The organism is Nocardiopsis sp. iso_186, assembly GCF_056173365.1.
Genome location: NZ_CM149670.1, coordinates 466,131 through 483,427, shown reverse-complemented (window position 1 = coordinate 483,427; position 17,297 = coordinate 466,131). Strand labels below are relative to the sequence as shown.

Genomic DNA, 17,297 nt, shown 5'->3' with positions numbered 1-17,297 from the left:
CGGTGTTGCGCAGAGAACGCCGTGGGAACCGTCCCGGGGCCACGCGCATCTCATTCGGACACCCCACCTTCCCCAGAGGACACCATGAGCGGTTCGATCATCGCGGCCCTGATCCTCGCGGCTGTGGCCGCGTTGTTTTTCCTGTTCGGTTTCCTCGTTCGCAAGAAGCGGCTCGTGTTCATCGACACTCCGACCCTGACCGCTGCCCAGCTCGCGGAGGCGACCTTCCGTGCCGGAGAGGTCGTGGCCGAGGTGTCGGGGCGTACCGGGGCCGGCCCGGCGGGGCCGCTGTCAGGCCCCTACTCCGAGATTCCCTGCGTCTGGTACGAGACCACGGTCGTCCGGCACTACCGCAAGACCGAGACCGACTCCAAAGGCAACGCCAGGCTCGTCAACGCCACCGAGACGGTGGAGGCCAACGAGTCCCACCAGGTGTTGACGATCAAGGACGCCACGGGCCGGGTGCTGTTCGAACCTGTGAAAGGCAGTGTGGACGGCGCCCCGCAGACCCATGAGCGCTACGAACAGGCCGGGCGGCGCGACCGCCGGTACGGTCATCGCCAGGGCACGACAGGTTTCACCTACCGGGAGCGGGCGCTCAAACCCGACGTCGCGGTCTTCGCGATCGGCCGGGTGCGTGCCCAGGACAGCACCCTGGTGATGGGCAAGCCGGAGAACGGGCCGTTCATGGTGTCCACCCGTTCCGAGGCGGAGCACCTGAAGAGCGGCTGGTTCTGGCAGCGGTTCTGGTTCGGTGGTTCACTGACGGCGGTCGCCGTGGCCATGGGCCTGATCGTCTACGACCTCCTCTGAGCCCATCCGACGTCACCGGACGTTCGCAGACGATGGGGCCGACGCCGGCCAAGAGGGGCCGGGGCCGCAAGGGCCAGAGGGCGCAAGCGGCACCCCCGTGCCGGAAGGCGTGCGCCCCTTCCCCCGCACCGACCGGTGGATGGCCCCGGCGAGAAGCCAACGGTGCCCGCCCACCGGGCGGACGGCGCACACACGGCCGCGGCCCGCCCGCTCGTGACCGGAGGGGCGGGCCGCGGTCCGCGGCGCGACAGATCAGAGCGCGGCAGCCAGTCGCTCCTCGTGCAGCTTTTCGCCCCATGACGGCTGGAGAGGCGCGATCTCGCCGACCCGCCAGCGCAGCAGGAGGTCGGCCAGGGCCGGGTTGCGCGGCAACGCGGGACCGTGCAGGTAGGTGCCCAGCACCTGCCCCTGGTAGGCGCCCTCGGTGGCGTCGTCGTTGCCGATGCCCTTGACCGTGGTGGACAGCGGCCGGGCGGAGGGGCCGATGGCCGTGCGTCCCTGGTGGTTCTCGAAGCCGGTGATGCGACCGACGCCCAGCTCCGGAACGACGTCGGCGACGATCTCGCCGACCGCACGTGTTGCGCCGCGGCTGCTGCGCACGTCGAGGATCCCCACGCCGGGCAGCGGGTTGTCGGCGTCGTCACCGTAGCTCTCGCCGATGATCTGGTAACCGGCGCAGACCGCGAACACGGCGGCACCGCGGTCGGCCGCGCGCTTGAGGCCGCCGTCCGCACGCAACCGCTCGGCCGCGAGGATCTGCGGACGGTCCTCGCCTCCGCCCACCAGGTAGACGTCGCCCTCCACCGGGACCGGGTCGCTTGAGTGCACGTGCAGGGTCTCGGTGCGGATGCCGCGGAGTTCGGCTCGGCGGCGCAGGATCAGCACGTTGCCCTGGTCGCCGTAGGTGCTCAGCAGGTCCGGGTAGATCCAGACGATGCGCAGCGTGCTGCTGGTGTCGGTCATTGGGTGCGCTCTCCCCTACTGGACGCGGCCGTAAGCCGTGCGGATCTGCTGGAAGGCCGTGTAGTTGGCGATGACGTCAACCTTGGTGATGTCGGGCTGCTCCGACTTGAGCGTGGCAATGATCTGGTCCACGCGGTCGGCGATCTCGAAGGGCACCCCGTCGGTCTCCAGGCGCAGCGCGAGGTCGGTACGGCGTTCACCCATGACGAAGACGCGCCGTCCCTTGAGGACCGTGTAGTCCACGTCCCACAGCCAGGAGGTGTCCTTGCCGTCGGGGATCTGTGCGTTGACCGAGAGGATCACCGGGACCCGGGGCGGGTCCAGGACCGCGAAGGACTCCAGCCAGCCGGCCGGGTTCTTGGACAGCAACAGCCGCACCTCGACACCGTTGGTGACAACAGAGGTGTAGCGGCCGGCCACCGACTCGATCTCGCGCAGCCGCGGCAGCGCCTGCTTGGGGTGGATGCCGTAGGCGGCGGCGGTGGCCAGCGCGATGACGGCGTTGGCGCGGTTGGCGTCCCCGGGCAGGTTCAGCTGGAGCTTGAGCTCCTGGGCGTTGGGGTCGGTGACGGTGTCGTTGTCGTTGTTGACCGACCAGGTGGTGTCGGGTCGGCGCAGACCGCACTCGGGGCACTCCCAGTGCGGGTCGGGGTCACGCTTGAGGTGACCGCCGCATTCGGGGCAGCACCAGGAGTCCTCCTTCCAACGCTGTCCGGCGGAAACCCAGGTGGCGTAACGGGCACCGAGCCCGGCCCAGGCCACGAGGGGGTCGTCGGCATTGGCGATGACGTGGGTCTCGCTCTTGGCGAGCGCATCGCGCCATTTCTTGGCCAGCAGGTTGATTTCCGAGGCGCGGTCCATCTGGTCGCGGCTGAGGTTCATCAGGACCACGACGGCAGGCTTGGTCTCGCGCAGCACCTGGGGCAGGTACTTCTCGTCGGTCTCCAGGACACCGATGCGGGCGTCGGGGCTTTTGGCAAGGGCGGTGATGTGCCCGGTGGGCATGTTCGCGCCGTGCTCGTTGGTGGCGATACCACCGAGCTCACGTAGCGCCGACGTGATCAGCCGGGTGGTTGTCGTCTTGCCGTTGGTCGCACTGACCAGGGCGATCCGGCGTCCGCGGGCGAGTTTGGCGAGCAGATCCGGTTCGACCTTGAGCGCGACGCGCCCCCCGATGACCGAACCGTCGCCGCGGCCGGTGGCCCGGGACAACGAGGCCGCGCCCTTGCCCAGCGCAGCGGCCAGTTGGGCACGCAAGGGAAGTTCGCTCATGATCCCCACAACATTCGATGAAAAATACGATTCGCCTTCGCACGAGGCGGTCGCCCCAGCCTATTGCCCTGTCGAGCCCCCGGTGATCCGCCGCGTGATGGGGGACTGTGTTCTTCACACGTCCGGAGCAAGGGGTTAACACGCGGTCAACCGACGCGTTCTTTCCTCGCCGGCCTTCCGCTTCGCCCTCTCCCGTCCCCCGTCTTTTGGGGGGGGCGAGGTGCCTTGGAAAGCGCATACACCTGGTCAGACATCGGTGGCGCGGCGCCAGTCGAGACGCTCGGGGGGTGGACCGACGTTGGCGGGGGGCCGGGTCTGCGGCGGGCCCGCCACCCGTTCGGGCCCGGCCTCACCGGCGGTCATCAGAGTGGCGGTGGCCAGTGTGAGGATTCCGGGGTTGGCGTCGGCGAGGAGCGGGCCGTTCGCGCCGGGAACCACCATGGCGGTGGAGGGCAGGCGCCTCAGGCCGTAGGCGTCCAGGCGCTGGTCGGTGAGACGGTCCGTACCGTCGGAACCGGCCGTGTCGTCGTGGTCGGCGGCCTGCGCGGTGGTCCTGCCCCAGTCGGTGGCCGAGCGCATGTGCCGGACCAGGTCCAAGGGCGCGATGGACTTGGCGGTGTAGCGGACCGGGACGGCTGCCGTGACGCTCTCGGCGGCGTCGGTGACGTAGGCGTCGGCCTCCTGGTCCTCCAGGGCGGCACCGATGATCTCGGTGAGACGGTGCAGTTCGACACGGTGGCCGGCGCCCAGGAACCCGGCGAGCGCGGTGGCGGACTCGGCGTCCGGGGGACGCATCACGACCGGAAGACCGTCATCGGCGACCAGTGACTCCACGGCGTCCTCCCCCGCTCTGCGATACATCAGCACCAGACCGGCGGAGACTTTCGCTGCGGCGTCGGCCAGGCGCTGGACGGACCAGCCCGGTAGGGCGTCGGCCCCGCACAGCACGATGGTGTGCGCCCAGGGTTGCACCGGCCCGGTGGTGCGGGCCCGCAGGTCCAACAGCTCACTGAGGGAGTCGAGGGTGTAACTGCCGTAGGCCCGACCCGCGAAGTCCCCGGCCGAGCGGTCGGTAGCGATGATCTTGACCTGGGCGTAGGGCTCCTGTTCAGCACGGGTGCCCAGTCCCTCGAACGGGATGAGCGCTCGTTGCAGGTGCGGGCAGCGTTCCGACACAGCAGCGGTGTCCCCGGAGAACGCCTCGCGCAACTGCGCGCGCTCGCCGCAACTCAACAGGACCAGAGCGGGATCGTCGTGCGCGTCGGCCTGGCCCGGTAGTCCGAGCAGGCCGAGAGCGGCGGTGACGCGGGCCACGGAGGCGTCTGCGCCGAGGACCCCGAAGATCGTCACCAGGATTGCGTGGTCGGCCTCGATATCGGCACGGGGGTCGGTGGCGAGAACGGTGGAGGCGAGGATGTCGGCGCGGTGGCTCGCTTCCAGGTTGTTGCCGAGGTTCATTCGAGGCAGGTCGGCGGGCAGCACCCACACCCGCGGGATGAGGCCGCAGCGCTGGGTGAGTGCCACGAGTTGTCCGGCCAGTGCTTGGCCGGAAAGGTTGACGACGGTGAGGTCGCCGCCGTCGCGGAGCCTGGACGCCCCGATCGTGGTGAGCAGCGCCGACCAACCGGTATCGGTGCCGCCCACGACGGTCACCCTGCGTTTTCCCTGCGGGACCTCAAGCGAGTACCAGCGGGGCTGGGCTTCGTATGCCTGTTTGCGCTGCTGCCATTCGGCGTGGCGGTCGGCATGTTCTTCCTGTTGGAGGCGCAACCGCAACTCGCGTTCGCGCCGTTCTTCGGCAAGGCGGTCCTTCTCCTCGTTGAGGCGCTCGCCGACGGCCTGGCGGCCCTGTACGAGCGCAACGATGATCGGCAGGGCCACGACCAGGCAGCCGAGGAATCCGACGAGGGCCAGCAACAGGGGGAGTACCCGGACCATGACAAGCAGTGGGAACAGGGTCGCCAGCACGAACAGTGCGAGGAGCGCGAACAGGAGCGGCCGGTTGATGTCGGCCTCGGAGCGGCGCTGGGCGATCACCCACTCGGGTTCGAGGCCGGCCCCCTCCGCGGGGACCGGCCTGCGCGGCGGCGGTCCGGGGTCACGGACGAGTACCTCGTGTCGCCAGCCGAGATGGGTCTTGCGCCTGCGCGCGGGTTTGGCCTCGGGCACCGCTGAGTACCTCCCACCCGGCCGCGTGGAGGGCGGTCCGGGCCGATCACGACCAGAAACAGGGGCATGTTGTCGGGCTGTAGCAATGGTGTCACGCGGGAATGGGAAAAGGGAGTTATGCCGTCTTTTGGGTAGGCGGTATCGGATGTGTCGGGGCGTCTTGGCAGGTCCGGAAGCACGAGCCAAACGGAAGTTCCTGTTGGGGCGATGAACCGGGCCGCGCCGGGCTCAACCGGTCGGGGTCGGGTCCGGCGAACAGCCGGCCCGGCTGGTGGTGTGCGGACCGTTGGCCGAGGACGCGGTCCCGGGACCGCTGGCCACGACCGTCCATGTGACGGGGGCGTCCATCGGCAGCCCGACGGCTTGTGCCGACCAGGCCCCCCCGGTCGAGGTCATCGGTATCCGTTGCCCGCCATAGGGGGTATCGACCTCCAGTGCCACACGGGTCGCCTCTCCGTCAACGCCGGCCGACACCTGAAGTGTCCACGTCTGCACGCAGCCCTCCGGAGTGATGTCCTGACCGCTGGCGGAGGTGACCCGCATCGCGGGGCTCTGCGAAGGCGTCTCGTCGGGCGACTCCTCCGGTGGGATCGGGGGCTCCTCGTCGGGGGTGCCCGCGACCGGTCGGGGCGGGGTACCGACGGGTGACCGTTCGGAGGTCTCTCGTGGCTCGGGAACGAGTTGACGAGTCGAAGAGGACGGCTGTGGGAGGTGGTAGTGCGAGCGCTCCGGGTTGGCCGGCTCCAGGGAGACCACCGTGGTGACCTCGACCTCGCTCCCGGGTGCGATCCGGTCGGCCAGGATCGGCAGGACCAACCAGCCCACCAGGGCAACGACCAGCGCACCGGTCACCAGGGTGAGGACGGGGGACATCACGAGGGGCCGCACGGGGACGCGCGGCCGGGGCTCGGAACGGGCCGGTGCGGGGAATCCGTCGGCACGCAGGGGTCCGGCCTGGGCTGCGAACTCGACGTGGTGCCCGTCGAGTTCGGGGTCGAAGGCGTTGGCCATCAACTGGTCCCGCAGGTACTGCGGTGCGGTGGCGATCGGCACCGCATCCACCAGGGCCTCAGGGGCGACCAGCCCGGCACTGCGGCGCTCGCACCGCGCACAGCCCGCCGTGTGGCGGACGATGCGTCTGCGCAACGGCGGGGTGGGTGCACCGTCGTGGTCGGCCAACAGCGCCCGCAGCCCACGGCAGTCGCGAATGCGGGCGAGCGCGGGCGGGCTCAGTGCGCGCTCCAGCCGGGCGCTGGCAGCACGCACGACCTCATCGGCCTGTCGTGTGGCGATCCCGAGCACCGCGGCCAGTCGGGGCCCGTCCAGCCGATGACGAAGAGCCAGGTGAACCACTTCGCGGTCACGCGGATCGAGCCCGGACAGAGCGGTGCGTACCGAAGCGTGCGATTCCGGGCGGCCGACGGACCGAACGGAAACGGTGTCCGGTTCGGAGTCCTCCTCCACCAGGGGGAAGCGGTCACGGTCGCCCAGGGCACGGTGGCACTGGGAACGGGTGATGGCGTAGAGCCAGGGGCGGAGCATGGCGGGGTCGCGCAGTCGGGGGATCTGCTCTCGGGCGATGAGGAAGGTGTCGTGCAGCGCGTCGGTGGCAGCCTCTGGCTCACCGAGGAGTCGCAGGGAGTAGTCGTAGAGGCGATCGGCGTACCTTGTGTACGCCTCGCCCAACCCGTCTGGTCCGCCCACGATGATCGCGTGCACGATATCTGCGTCGCGCATGATCAAAGCCTAGACCCGTAGGGGTTTTCGGCACAGTCCGGCGACTGTGCCAAGACGGTCACGGAGCCGGGCCCGAGCGGGCTCGCTCGGTCTTTTGCGCACGTCTTCGGGGTAGCGGCGGTTACTCGGTGCAGTCGTGGACGGAGGTGCCCGACGGCCGACAGTGGACAGCGTCCGCCCCGGGCAGACGCCGAGCGCCGGCGGCGGGAAGTCTCTCCCGGCCACCGGCGCTCGGTGGAATCGCTAGGCGCTGACCTGGAGATCGATCACCGTTCCGGTCTGGGCCTGAACGGTGAACTCGTCGGTGAAGCCCTTGGAGGCCAGGACCCGGACCTTCCACTCGCCGTCGGCGGCGAAGAAACGGAAGGTGCCTTCGTCTCCGGTGACGACCTCGCCGGCGAATTCGCCGTCGTCGTTCAGCAGGCGCGCGTAGGCGCTACTGAGCGGTTGGCCGTCCCGGGTGACCGTGCCCTGGATGACTGCCTGGTTGCCGGCGTCAACTCCGGCGAGGGCGACCCCGCCGATGGGTGCTCCGCAGCTGTCGCTCACTTGGCCTCCCCGAGCTCCACCGGAACGCCGATCAGCGAACCGTACTCGGTCCAGGAACCGTCGTAGTTCTTGACGTTGGGAACGTTGAGCAGCTCACTGAGCGCGAACCACGCGATGGAGGAGCGCTCACCGATACGGCAGTAGGCGATGATCTCCTTGTCCAGGTCCACGCCTGCGCCGGTGTAGAGCTCGCGCAGCTCGTCCTCGGACTTGAAGGTGCCGTCCTCGTTGGCGACCTTGGCCCAAGGGATGTTGCGGGCGGTGGGAATGTGTCCGGGCACCTGGGAGACCTCCTGCGGCAGGTGCGCGGGGGCGAGCAGGCGGCCGGTGAACTCGTCGGGCGAGCGCACGTCCACCAGGTCCTTGGTGCCGATCGCGGCGACGACCTCGTCGCGGAAGGCACGGATCGAGGAGTCCTGGTCCTTGGCGACGTAGGTGGTCGCGGCGCGCGCGGGCACGTCCTCGACCAGCTCGCGGGAGTCCAGCTCCCACTTCTTGCGGCCGCCGTCGAGCAGACGGACGCTCTCGTGGCCGTAGAGCTTGAAATACCAGTAGGCGTAGGCCGCGAACCAGTTGTTGTTGCCGCCGTAGAGCACGACCGTGTGGTCGTTGCCGATCCCGCGGTCCGACAGCAGCTTCTCGAAACCCGCCTTGTCGATGAAGTCGCGGCGAACCGGGTCCTGGAGGTCCTTCTTCCAGTCGAGCTTCACGGAATTGCGGATGTGGCCCTTGTCGTAGGCGGACGCGTCCTCGTCAACCTCGACGACGACCACATCGGCGTCGTCCAGATGCGACTCGACCCATTCGGCGTCTACGAGGACATCAGTGCGGCTCACGGGGAACCCTCCTTGATTCATTACTGTCGTTGCTGCGCGGGTGCGTGGTGATCACCGTCGGGCCGGTCCGGGTGGGCGGCCCGATGAGTGAAGTCGGTGAGTCGGCGGATGAGCAGGTAGGTCTCACAGCCCAGGCAGAAACCGAAGGCGGCGTTGAGGAAGGCTGCGAAAAGCGCGACAGCGGTGGCGCCGATACCCAGCCAATCGCCCACGAAGAGGTAGCCGAGAAGGCCGATCAGGCCGAAGGCGAGGCCCACTCCCTGGGCGAAGCGCGGCGGAGCCGCGTCCTCCAACTCGCGCGGCGGACCGAGCCTGGGCCTGACCAACCGCGTATAGAGGAGTCCGTAGGGGGAGAACCGCAGCCCCAGCAGAACCGCGGCCGCGAACACCAGGGTCTGGACGGCGAGCAGCCAGGCGTTGGCGGTGACGAGGACGGAGGCGAGAACGAGGGTGGTGATGCCAGCGGCGAAGCGCTGCCCTCTGGGATCGACCTGCATTGTGGCTTCCCAGCTGCGTAAGCGATGCGAGAGAGATCTTCAGACACTGCGGCACCGCAAGAAAAGGGTGCGGGAGGAGGTCCGCGGCGGTCCGGGCGCCGAAGGGCGCGCGAAAGATCCGCTTAGCGGGCAGCGCGACAGAGCGCGGTGGCTACGCGGCAGAAATCAACCGCGCGCCGCTTCGTCAAAAGCGCGCCTGTCAGGAAAGTCACGCTCCCGATGGTACGTGTTCGCGAACACGATGTCACGGGTGGGGTGGTTCACAATGCCTGAAAAACCGATCTGGTTGGTCGGCATTCCTGTCGGATAGCAGGTGGCGCTGCCCGCGCCCGGCACGGGCGGACGAGCCCCTTCGTCCGATGGCCGAAAGATCCAGGGTGCCGGCAGGTGCGCCGGGAAGCCCCTTCCCCGTGTCGAGCAGGTCCGATCGGTCCTCGGCGCCGCGCCCGGCAAGCGCGGCCGGCGGCCGTGATCTCCTGGGCGAGGGGCACGGTCCCGGTTCTCCTCGTCTGCACCGCGTCCATGGGCCGCCCTCTCCCCGCTGCGCCGCACCGGGGAGGTCCGCACGCACGGACCGCGCCTATCCGGGGATGGCCCGGCCCAGCGCGGCGATGACGTCGGGTTTGGTAGGCGTCCCACTGGCACGGGTACTGACGCGGCCGTGGGCGTCGAGCACCAGAACAGTAGGGGTGCGCAGGATGTCGAGGCGGCGCACGAGGTCGAGATGGGATTCCGCGTCAACCTCGACGTAGGCCACCCCCGGAACCAGTCCGCTGACTTCGTGAAGAATTCTGCGGGCCGCACGACAGGGCTGGCAGAACGCGGTGGAGAACTGCACCAGGGTGGCCCGCTCCCCTAGCGCCTGGCCGAGGTCGGCAGGGGTCAGGGAGTCTTTGTCGCTCATGGCCGCCGCACTCCCCCGCCTTCCGGATTTTCTGAGCGCCGGGGTCCGGAACCGACCGCTGGAGCGTCGGGCCACCAGGCCGAGGACCGTGGCGAGCAGGAGTGCGACGACGAGTGCCGCACTCCCTGCGATCTGCACGGTTTCCATGGAAAGGACCTACTGGGTGAGCTGACCGCCGACGATCGGGACGTCGGTGCCCGTAGCGGTGGCCTGCACCCCGTTGGGCAGCAACTCGACGTCGGTGACCTGGAGGTCGAAGGGCAGTCGGGGAAGCTTGATCGACGGGGAGAGGCTGGTCTGGACCCACCCCTTGGGGATGATCTGCTCGCCGAGCTGGATCTCACCGGGGATGACCGTCAGAATGCCGTCCTCGACCTCGATCGTGAACTCGCTCTGGAGTGCGACGCTGAAGCCCTGGTAGGCGATGTCACCGGAGATCCTCGGCGTACCGTTCTCGGTCTCGATGACCACGCCCGGGGGCAGCCGCTTCTGGAGTTCGCTGTAGGGGAGAAGCACGGTGCCGTCAACGGTTCCGGCGACCGCCGTGGGGCTGGAGAGAAGATCGGCGAAGGGGGCGTTGACGTCGCTCAGGGTGGCGTTGACCCGGTCCACCTGGACGTCCTCGATGCTGAGTGCACCGGTGACGACCCGGATCTCGGAATACTGACCGTTGATCGCCTGGTTGAGGAACGGGATGCCCTCGATGGTGACCTCGGGCTCGGTCGCCATTCCGTACTGCTGGGCGATGCGCTTGGCGATCTCGTTCTCAGCGGCGTAGTGCGCGCCACGATCGGCTGCGACCAGCAGGATCAGCAGAAAAATCAGGAATACGAGGAACTTTCGCATCGGGCTTCCAGCACACTCCCGGTCGATCTGGCGAGTCGCGCGGCGCTTGACGACCGCACCTGACCCCGGACACGTTTAGGAGCGTACTTCAGGGTTGGACACCCTCCGGCTCCCGGGGGGAGTTCTCCCAGCGAACTTTGAGGAATACCCACTTTGCCGGGGCCCTGAAACCCCCTGGGCACCTTCGGCCTCAGCGAGGCATCAGCATGTCAACCAGGCCATCAGTGGCCGACGCCCCGGAAAGGGACAGTTCGATCACATTCGTCGCCACCACGTGCGGGGTCCGCCGGCGGGCGAAGTCGGCCACATGCGGCTGCTGCTCGTGCTCCTCGAGAGCGAGCTCGTCGCGGTAGATCGCATAGACGATCCGCTGCAGCGGGGCACTGGGCACGGTGTGACAGGCGAAGAAGAGGGTGTCGGGCTCGTGGCGGCGGACCTCCTCGACGACCTCGTCGGCGTCGTCGTCGAAGGCATCGGCGTGACCGTTGGCAAGCGTGTAGATGGTGATGACCCCGCACAGGCGGGGAGATGGCCGAGACGGAGCCACTGGCTCGTCGTCGTAGTCCGCACCGCGCCGCTTGCGCCGCACCGGCTGCTCCTTCTCGTCGGGTTCGTCGTAGTCGTCGTAGTCGTCGTCGAAGTCGTCGTCGTAATCGTCGAAGCCCTCCTCGTCCTCGTCCTGCTCCCGCGTGCGGCGTCCGCCCCTGCGGCGGCTGGAGCGCTCGCGCTGGGGTGCGGTGGCCCGGATCAGCGCGACCCAGACCGCAGCGATGGCACCGAGGAGAATGACCTGGCCGAGCAGGCCGAGGCCCATCCGACCGACGAGCACCAACAGCAGGACGGAGAGGGCGATCAAGGAGAGGACGACGAACTGGTGCTTGGCCTGGCGGGGCTGCTCGCCCAGCCTGCGCCCGGCTACGATCGCGCACGCCAGCAGGGCGATCAGCGCGAACACGTCCACCAGGGCGATCGCGCTCATGGGAATGGCGGCGTAGTGGTCGGCCGCCGCCGGATACCCGTTGCCGTAGCGCCCGCGCAGCGGGTCCAGGGTGAGGACTGCCAGGGGGACGATGCCCAGGGTGGTGACGACCAGTCGCACGCCGAAGAGAGCGCGTGGCGACCGCACCACGTACTCGACCGCGCCCCACGCCAGCAGCAGCGGTCCCAGAAGGCTGACGCCGATCTGGAAGAGCCGGAACGTGAGCGGGGAAAACCCGAGCAGCGCTCCGGGGAACGCCGCACTGAGCGCGATCGCGAGGATGAGGACCGCAGCGGTCCAGACTCCCGCAAAGAGCTCGGGCTTGCGGTACGTACGCGTACTGAGCGCCGCGGCGGCGCTCCATGCCACCAGGGCGCAGATGAATGCCAGTCCTACCTCGACCATCTCGACAATGATGCTGCACTTTCAGCCCAGAACGCGCACTCGGTGGGTAAAGCGGTCCCGCTTCCAGTGTGATCCTGCTGGCATCACGCCCAATAGACCCACCAAGATGTGACTTACCTCACCAAAGGATGTCCCTGACGAGCCGCGCGTAAGCAGCCTGCCACCGCTGGCCGTAGGCTCACAGCATGTGGGCGTATCTCCGAGACCGTGACCACGGCCGCGCCGCGCTCGCCGGGCAGGCCGCCGCCGCGGCCGCCGAGGCACTTCTGGCCGCCGAGGGCGAATACGAGCCGACCAGCAATACGCGTGGGGCGGCGTTCTTCGATGTGGACAACACCCTCATGCGAGGGGCATCGATTTACCATTTCGCGCGCGGTCTGGCCGCGCGCGACCTGTTCACCACCCGTGACCTGCTCCGATTCGGCTGGGGCCAGATGGTCTTTCGGATCAGTGGCAACGAGCAGCCCGAGCACATCAACGCCGCGCGCGAGGCCGCACTGGCCTTCGTCGCCGGGCACAAGGTTGACGACCTCGTCGAACTGTGCGAAGAAATCTACGACGACTCCATGGCCGACCGTATCTGGGAGGGCGCCCGTGTACTCGTGCAGCGCCACCTGGACGCGGGGCAACGCGTCTGGCTGGTCACCGCCACTCCGGTGGAGCTGGCCGACATCATCAAGCGCCGGCTCGGCCTGACCGGCGCGCTGGGCACGGTGGCCGAATCCGTGGACGGGGTGTATACCGGCCGCCTGGTGGGCGACCTGCTGCACGGTCCGGCCAAGGCAGAGGCGGTACGCGCCCTCGCCACCATCGAGGACATCGATCTCGGCGCCTGCACGGCCTACAGCGACTCCTACAACGACCTGCCGCTGCTGTCCATCGTGGGCCACCCCAATGCCGTCAACCCCGACGACGACCTCAACAGCCACGCCGACGCCAACGGCTGGCCGGTGCACGACTTCCGCAAGCACCGCAAGGCGCTCAAGGTCGGCGTTCCCGCGGCGATCGCGGGCGCGGTGGCCGGCGGCGTGGCCGTGAGCCTGCTGCGCAGGCGCGCACGCTCCTAGGCGGCCATGGCCGCGAGCGGGGCGCCCCTCCTAGAAGGGGTCGCCCCGCTCGATCACCAACCGGTTCAGGGTCTGCTGGATGGTGTCGTGCACCTGGTCGCCCACCTCGAAGATCACTCCGGGGTCGTCTGCGGCTTCGGGGGCGTACTTCTCGGTGCCCATCGGCTCGCCGAACTCGATGATCCACTTGGTGGGCAGCGGGATCAGGCCGAGCGGTCCGAGCAGCGGAAAGGTCAGTGTCACCGGAAAGTACGGCAGCTTGAGCAGCCGGGCCAGCGCCGTGAGGTCGCCGATCTTGGGATAGATCTCCTCGGCACCGACAACCGAGCACGGGATGATCGGCGAGCGGGTGCGCACAGCCGTGGAGACGAAACCGCCGCGCCCGAAGCGCTGGAGCCGGTAGCGCTCGCTGAAGGGCTTGCCCAGACCCTTGTAGCCCTCCGGGAAGACCCCGACCAACTCGTCCTGCCCCAGGAGCCGTTCCGCGTCTTCTGGGGTAGCGAGTGTGTGGCCTGCCTTCCGGGCGAGGTGGGACAGCACCGGAATGTCGAAGACCATGTCGGCGACCAACATCCGGAATCGACGCTCGGCCGGGTGGTGGTCGCGCAGCGCCACCTGGAGCATGAGGGCGTCAAAGGGCACCACCCCGGAATGGTTGGACACCACGAGGGCTCGCCCGGCGTCCGGGACGTTGTCCAGGCCGCGTACCTCGATCCGGAACCAGTTCTCGTACCAGACCCGGATCAGGGGCAGCAGGACCTGCTCGGTGAGGTCCTCGTCATAGCCGAAGTCGTCCACCGCGTAGGCGCCGGTCAGGCGACGTTCGCAGAACTCCAGGAACGCGTTGAGCGGCTCGGCGCGTTCCACCGCGGAGACCAGCGGAACGACCGGCGCGAGGCCGGGTTCGGCTGTGGTCGGATCGGTGGCGTCGTCGCCGGGCGTGGTCAAGGCTTTCCCCTCGTTCGTGAAGAGCAGCGCCACCGTGGCAGCACAGCACTGGCATCGTCATTATTTCGTGACAATGCCGGAAAGGGGGAATCGATCAGGAGTGGTTCAGGGCACTTCTCGCAGCTGGCGGCGGGGCCAGACCTGTCCGATAAAGCCCGCGGGCTCGCCGCCGTTGGTGGCCACGTAGCTGTCGAATGCTTCCTGGGAGGTGTAACTGGGCTCCCAGTCGAGGGCGCGTTCGAGCTTGCTCGCGTCCAGGACCCGTCCGTAGCAGAGCAGTCGCAACTGCTCGGGCGAGTAGTCCAGATGCCCCTTGCGGGCAAGGCCGCCCAGGACTTTCAGACCGCGTGCGGGAACCGGCATCTCGGGGCGCCCCGCGCGGCGCAGGCACTGCGACAGCGGCATCGCACCCGGCGCGGCGACGTTGAAGACCCCGTCACGCTCGTTGAGCGCCATCCGACGGATGACCTCGACGCCGTCGTCCTCGTGGATGAACTGCATGCGGGGGTCGTAGCCCAGGACCGTGGGCACCAGCTTCAACCCGAAGTAGCGGGTCAGCGGGGAGTCCACCGAAGGCCCCATGAAATTGGCGAAGCGCAGCACCGAGATGGAGAGGTCGGGGCGTCGGCGGGCCAGTCCGCGAACGTAACGCTCGACCTCGACCGCATCCTTGGCGTAGCCGGAACGCGGGGTGTCGCGGGCTTCGAGGTCCTCGGTGTAGAGCGCGGGGTCGCGCGAGGAGGAGCCGTAGACGGCAGCGGTGGAGCGGACCACGAGACGACGCACGGTGCTGGAGCGCTGGCAGGCCGCCAGCAACTGCATCGTGCCCAGGACGTTGTTCTCCTTCATCTCCGCCCGGCCGCCCGCTGCCGAAGGGGTGGCGACGAGGCTGAGATGCAGGACGGTGTCGGCTCCGGAGTCGCGTACGACGGTGTTGACGCTGCCGTCGTGGAGTTCGGCCTTGACGAACTCGGTGCGCCCCAGCGGCTGCTGCGGCGGAGAGGAGTCCATTCCGATTACCCGGTCGATCTGGGGATCGGCCTGGAGGGCGTTCGCGACCCGGGCTCCCAGATAGCGGGAGACCCCGGTGACGAGCACGACGCGGGCCATAACGGGCACGCCTCCTTGACTTGCAGCGGGACGCACGGCACAGGAGAAAGAAGTGTCTCCGCGCCGATCACGAAACCGGGCCCCGCCATCAGGCGGGCCGGGATCGTGATGCATCCGCGGAGAGACGGGCCTACTTCTTGTTGCGGCGCGCGATGCGGGTCTTCTTGAGCAGCTTGCGGTGCTTCTTCTTGGCCATGCGCTTGCGGCGCTTCTTGATAACGGAACCCATGGGATCACCTCAGTTGCACACGATCAAAAGAGAACACGGCGACGGACTCGGGACCATCTCCGCATTCGCGGGGAGGATGGAGGCTCGACTCGCCGTCCTGCGAGTGCGGCAGCGCGCGTTGCACGCGGCCCGACACCAGGGCAGACCCGCCTCCGACAGAGGCGGCACCCGAAAAACTAGCCTACCCTCTTCGTCCGGGCCCCGAACGCAGGGCCGGGACGAAAACGTTGCGGATGCGCGATCACGCCCCCGGAACGACCCGGCCACTGGTGTAGAGGGAAGCTGCCGGCTCGGTGTAGGAGACGCTGACCAGCTTCTCCTCCTCGAAGGTCAACGACGTGACGCTTGCGAGGTTGCACTGGCGTCGATCGGGACGGTGCCACAGCCGTTGCTTCTCGGCTGCCCTCCGCGCCATCCAGATCGGCAGTTGGTGGCTGACGCAGACCGCTTCTCTCCCCCACGCCTCCTTGCGCACTGCGCGGATCACCTCGACCATGCGCTTGACGATGAAGGTGTAGGGCTCCCCCCACGAGGGCTGCATCGGGTTGTACAGCCGCCCCCAGTTGCGGGGATCGGCCACCGAACGGGGGTTGAACGGCTTGCCCTCGAACCGGTTGCCGGCTTCGAGCAGCCGCGCGTCCAGCCTGATCGGGAGGTCGAAGGCGACGGAGGCGGGCTCAGCTGTCTCCTGCGCGCGTTCCAGCGGAGAGGAGTAGAGCGTGGCGATGTCGCGGCCGTCGAACCATTTGGCTGCCAGTTCGGCCATCGCGTGGCCGCGCTCGCTCAGGTGGAAATCAGGCAGGCGGCCATAGAGAATCCCGTTGGGATTGTGTACTTCGCCATGCCGTAGTAGGTGGACGACGGTGGTCGTGGTCATCGTGGCGGAACCGTTTCCCTTCCGGATGCTGCCCCGGCTCGCGTCGTGCCGCTGGGCTGAAAAGACCGCGCCGGAGTGAACTCCGGGCGACTCCCTTCAACCGTATCGACCGCCGCGCGCAAGGCTGCCACCGTGGCCTGCACAGCGGGTTGACGGCCGGCCTCGGTGCGCCAGACGACGTAGACGTGCCGCACGAGCCGGGGCTTCACCGGCACGGTGACCACGCCGGGAGGCAGCAGGTCGCGCCCCAGCCTGGGCAGGACAGCGACACCCAGCCCGGTGGCCACCAGCGCCAGCTGAGTGGGGTACTCGGAGGAGAAATGCGCGATCTTGGGTTCCACGCCCCCGTGGCGCAGCGTGTGGGACAGCCAGGCGTGGCAGATGTCTCCGGGAGGTGCCCCCACCCATTTCTCCTGGGCGAGGTCGGTGACGGCCAGCCACTCCCGGCCGGCCAGTGAATGCCCCGCGGGGAGTGCGACCTCTGCGGGATCGTCCAGAAGGTGGAGCTTCTGCAGCCCATCGGGGAAGGGCAGGGGGGAGTTCTTCCAGTCCTGCACGACGGCGACGTCGAAATCGCCGCGCAGGACCTGGGGAAGCGCGGTCTTGGGGTCGCACTCGTGGAGTTCGACGGTGAGCTGGGGATGGATGTGGGCGATTCCGGTGAGCATCGTCGGCATGATCCCGCGCGAGGCCGTGGCGAAGGCGGCGATCTTGATCGTTCCGACGACGCTTCCGCGCTGGGCCTCCAGGTCCGCTTCGGCCTCGGCCACCATGCTGAGGATGCGCTCGGCATGGCCGACCAACAATTGTGCGGCATCGGTGAGCCGGACACCGCGCCCGTTGCGTTCCAGCAGGCGGGAGGAGGTCTCGCGTTCGAGTTTGGCGATCTGTTGGGAGACGGCCGACGTGGTGATCCCGAGGATTTCGGCGGCCGCGCTCACCGAGCCGTATTCGGCGACGGCGTTGAGCGCGCGTAACCGGTCAAGGTCGAGCATCCCACCAGCGTAAACCTGTCCTAAACGATCGGCTGACGAAATACGTAGCTCATCTGATCACAGCGAGGGCGACCGTGGTTGCACGCGTCCCGGAGCAGCGC

18 protein-coding genes are annotated in these 17,297 nt (G+C 68.5%); 2 read left to right on the top strand and 16 right to left on the bottom strand.

Annotated elements, in window-relative coordinates:
- The first annotated feature begins 84 nt into the window (after nucleotides 1-84).
- Nucleotides 85-813, top strand: coding sequence for a GIDE domain-containing protein (locus AC0VYP_RS02215; protein ID WP_475472227.1), 729 nt, complete (start codon nucleotides 85-87; stop codon nucleotides 811-813).
- Between the two features lie 252 nt (nucleotides 814-1,065).
- Here AC0VYP_RS02215 and AC0VYP_RS02210 read toward each other — a convergent pair whose 3' ends face one another.
- The 11 genes from AC0VYP_RS02210 to AC0VYP_RS02160 form a co-directional block, all read right to left on the bottom strand.
- Nucleotides 1,066-1,776: a type 1 glutamine amidotransferase gene (locus tag AC0VYP_RS02210; RefSeq protein WP_285760682.1), complete on the bottom strand. Its 711-nt coding sequence runs from the start codon at nucleotides 1,774-1,776 to the stop codon at nucleotides 1,066-1,068.
- A gap of 15 nt (nucleotides 1,777-1,791) precedes the next feature.
- Nucleotides 1,792-3,048 (bottom strand): MurT ligase domain-containing protein, encoded by a 1,257-nt coding sequence (locus AC0VYP_RS02205; RefSeq protein WP_475472226.1) that lies wholly within the window; start codon nucleotides 3,046-3,048, stop codon nucleotides 1,792-1,794.
- A gap of 246 nt (nucleotides 3,049-3,294) precedes the next feature.
- A complete protein-coding gene (locus AC0VYP_RS02200; protein ID WP_475472225.1) occupies nucleotides 3,295-5,217 on the bottom strand; it encodes a hypothetical protein in 1,923 nt (640 codons plus the stop codon).
- Between the two features lie 228 nt (nucleotides 5,218-5,445).
- Nucleotides 5,446-6,954: an RNA polymerase sigma factor gene (locus tag AC0VYP_RS02195; protein WP_475472224.1), complete on the bottom strand. Its 1,509-nt coding sequence runs from the start codon at nucleotides 6,952-6,954 to the stop codon at nucleotides 5,446-5,448.
- Nucleotides 6,955-7,197: 243 nt separating this feature from the next.
- On the bottom strand, nucleotides 7,198-7,503 hold the full coding sequence (locus AC0VYP_RS02190) for a DUF1416 domain-containing protein (RefSeq protein ID WP_285760678.1): 306 nt from the start codon (nucleotides 7,501-7,503) through the stop codon (nucleotides 7,198-7,200).
- Complete coding sequence (locus tag AC0VYP_RS02185) at nucleotides 7,500-8,339, bottom strand: sulfurtransferase (RefSeq protein WP_285760677.1); 840 nt, start codon at nucleotides 8,337-8,339, stop codon at nucleotides 7,500-7,502. The genes AC0VYP_RS02190 and AC0VYP_RS02185 overlap by 4 nt, the downstream gene beginning before the upstream one ends.
- A gap of 20 nt (nucleotides 8,340-8,359) precedes the next feature.
- Complete coding sequence (locus AC0VYP_RS02180) at nucleotides 8,360-8,836, bottom strand: DUF4395 domain-containing protein (protein WP_285760676.1); 477 nt, start codon at nucleotides 8,834-8,836, stop codon at nucleotides 8,360-8,362.
- Nucleotides 8,837-8,958: 122 nt separating this feature from the next.
- On the bottom strand, nucleotides 8,959-9,048 hold the full coding sequence (locus AC0VYP_RS02175) for a putative leader peptide (RefSeq protein ID WP_432707497.1): 90 nt from the start codon (nucleotides 9,046-9,048) through the stop codon (nucleotides 8,959-8,961).
- A 368-nt stretch (nucleotides 9,049-9,416) separates the two neighbouring features.
- Nucleotides 9,417-9,740, bottom strand: a complete 324-nt coding sequence (locus AC0VYP_RS02170; protein ID WP_285760850.1) for a thioredoxin family protein — start codon at nucleotides 9,738-9,740, stop codon at nucleotides 9,417-9,419.
- Between the two features lie 156 nt (nucleotides 9,741-9,896).
- Entirely contained in the window at nucleotides 9,897-10,586 is a 690-nt protein-coding gene (locus AC0VYP_RS02165) for an LmeA family phospholipid-binding protein (protein ID WP_475472223.1), read from the bottom strand.
- Between the two features lie 190 nt (nucleotides 10,587-10,776).
- Nucleotides 10,777-11,970, bottom strand: coding sequence for a putative quinol monooxygenase (locus AC0VYP_RS02160; protein WP_475472222.1), 1,194 nt, complete (start codon nucleotides 11,968-11,970; stop codon nucleotides 10,777-10,779).
- 185 nt (nucleotides 11,971-12,155) lie between these two features.
- Between AC0VYP_RS02160 and AC0VYP_RS02155 the strand changes: the two genes are divergently transcribed.
- The gene (locus AC0VYP_RS02155; protein ID WP_285760673.1) at nucleotides 12,156-13,037 is read left to right on the top strand and encodes an HAD family hydrolase; all 882 of its coding nucleotides are present in this window, start codon (nucleotides 12,156-12,158) and stop codon (nucleotides 13,035-13,037) included.
- Between the two features lie 30 nt (nucleotides 13,038-13,067).
- On the opposite strand, the gene AC0VYP_RS02150 is transcribed toward AC0VYP_RS02155, so the two are convergent.
- The 5 genes from AC0VYP_RS02150 to AC0VYP_RS02130 form a co-directional block, all read right to left on the bottom strand.
- Complete coding sequence (locus tag AC0VYP_RS02150; protein ID WP_475472221.1) at nucleotides 13,068-13,985, bottom strand: lysophospholipid acyltransferase family protein; 918 nt, start codon at nucleotides 13,983-13,985, stop codon at nucleotides 13,068-13,070.
- A gap of 105 nt (nucleotides 13,986-14,090) precedes the next feature.
- Complete coding sequence (locus tag AC0VYP_RS02145; protein WP_475472220.1) at nucleotides 14,091-15,095, bottom strand: NAD-dependent epimerase/dehydratase family protein; 1,005 nt, start codon at nucleotides 15,093-15,095, stop codon at nucleotides 14,091-14,093.
- A gap of 130 nt (nucleotides 15,096-15,225) precedes the next feature.
- Nucleotides 15,226-15,324, bottom strand: coding sequence for a 30S ribosomal protein bS22 (locus tag AC0VYP_RS02140; RefSeq protein WP_078760640.1), 99 nt, complete (start codon nucleotides 15,322-15,324; stop codon nucleotides 15,226-15,228).
- A gap of 241 nt (nucleotides 15,325-15,565) precedes the next feature.
- Entirely contained in the window at nucleotides 15,566-16,201 is a 636-nt protein-coding gene (locus tag AC0VYP_RS02135; protein ID WP_285760669.1) for a histidine phosphatase family protein, read from the bottom strand.
- Complete coding sequence (locus AC0VYP_RS02130) at nucleotides 16,198-17,196, bottom strand: LysR family transcriptional regulator (protein ID WP_475472219.1); 999 nt, start codon at nucleotides 17,194-17,196, stop codon at nucleotides 16,198-16,200. The genes AC0VYP_RS02135 and AC0VYP_RS02130 overlap by 4 nt, the downstream gene beginning before the upstream one ends.
- Nucleotides 17,197-17,297 lie beyond the last annotated feature (101 nt).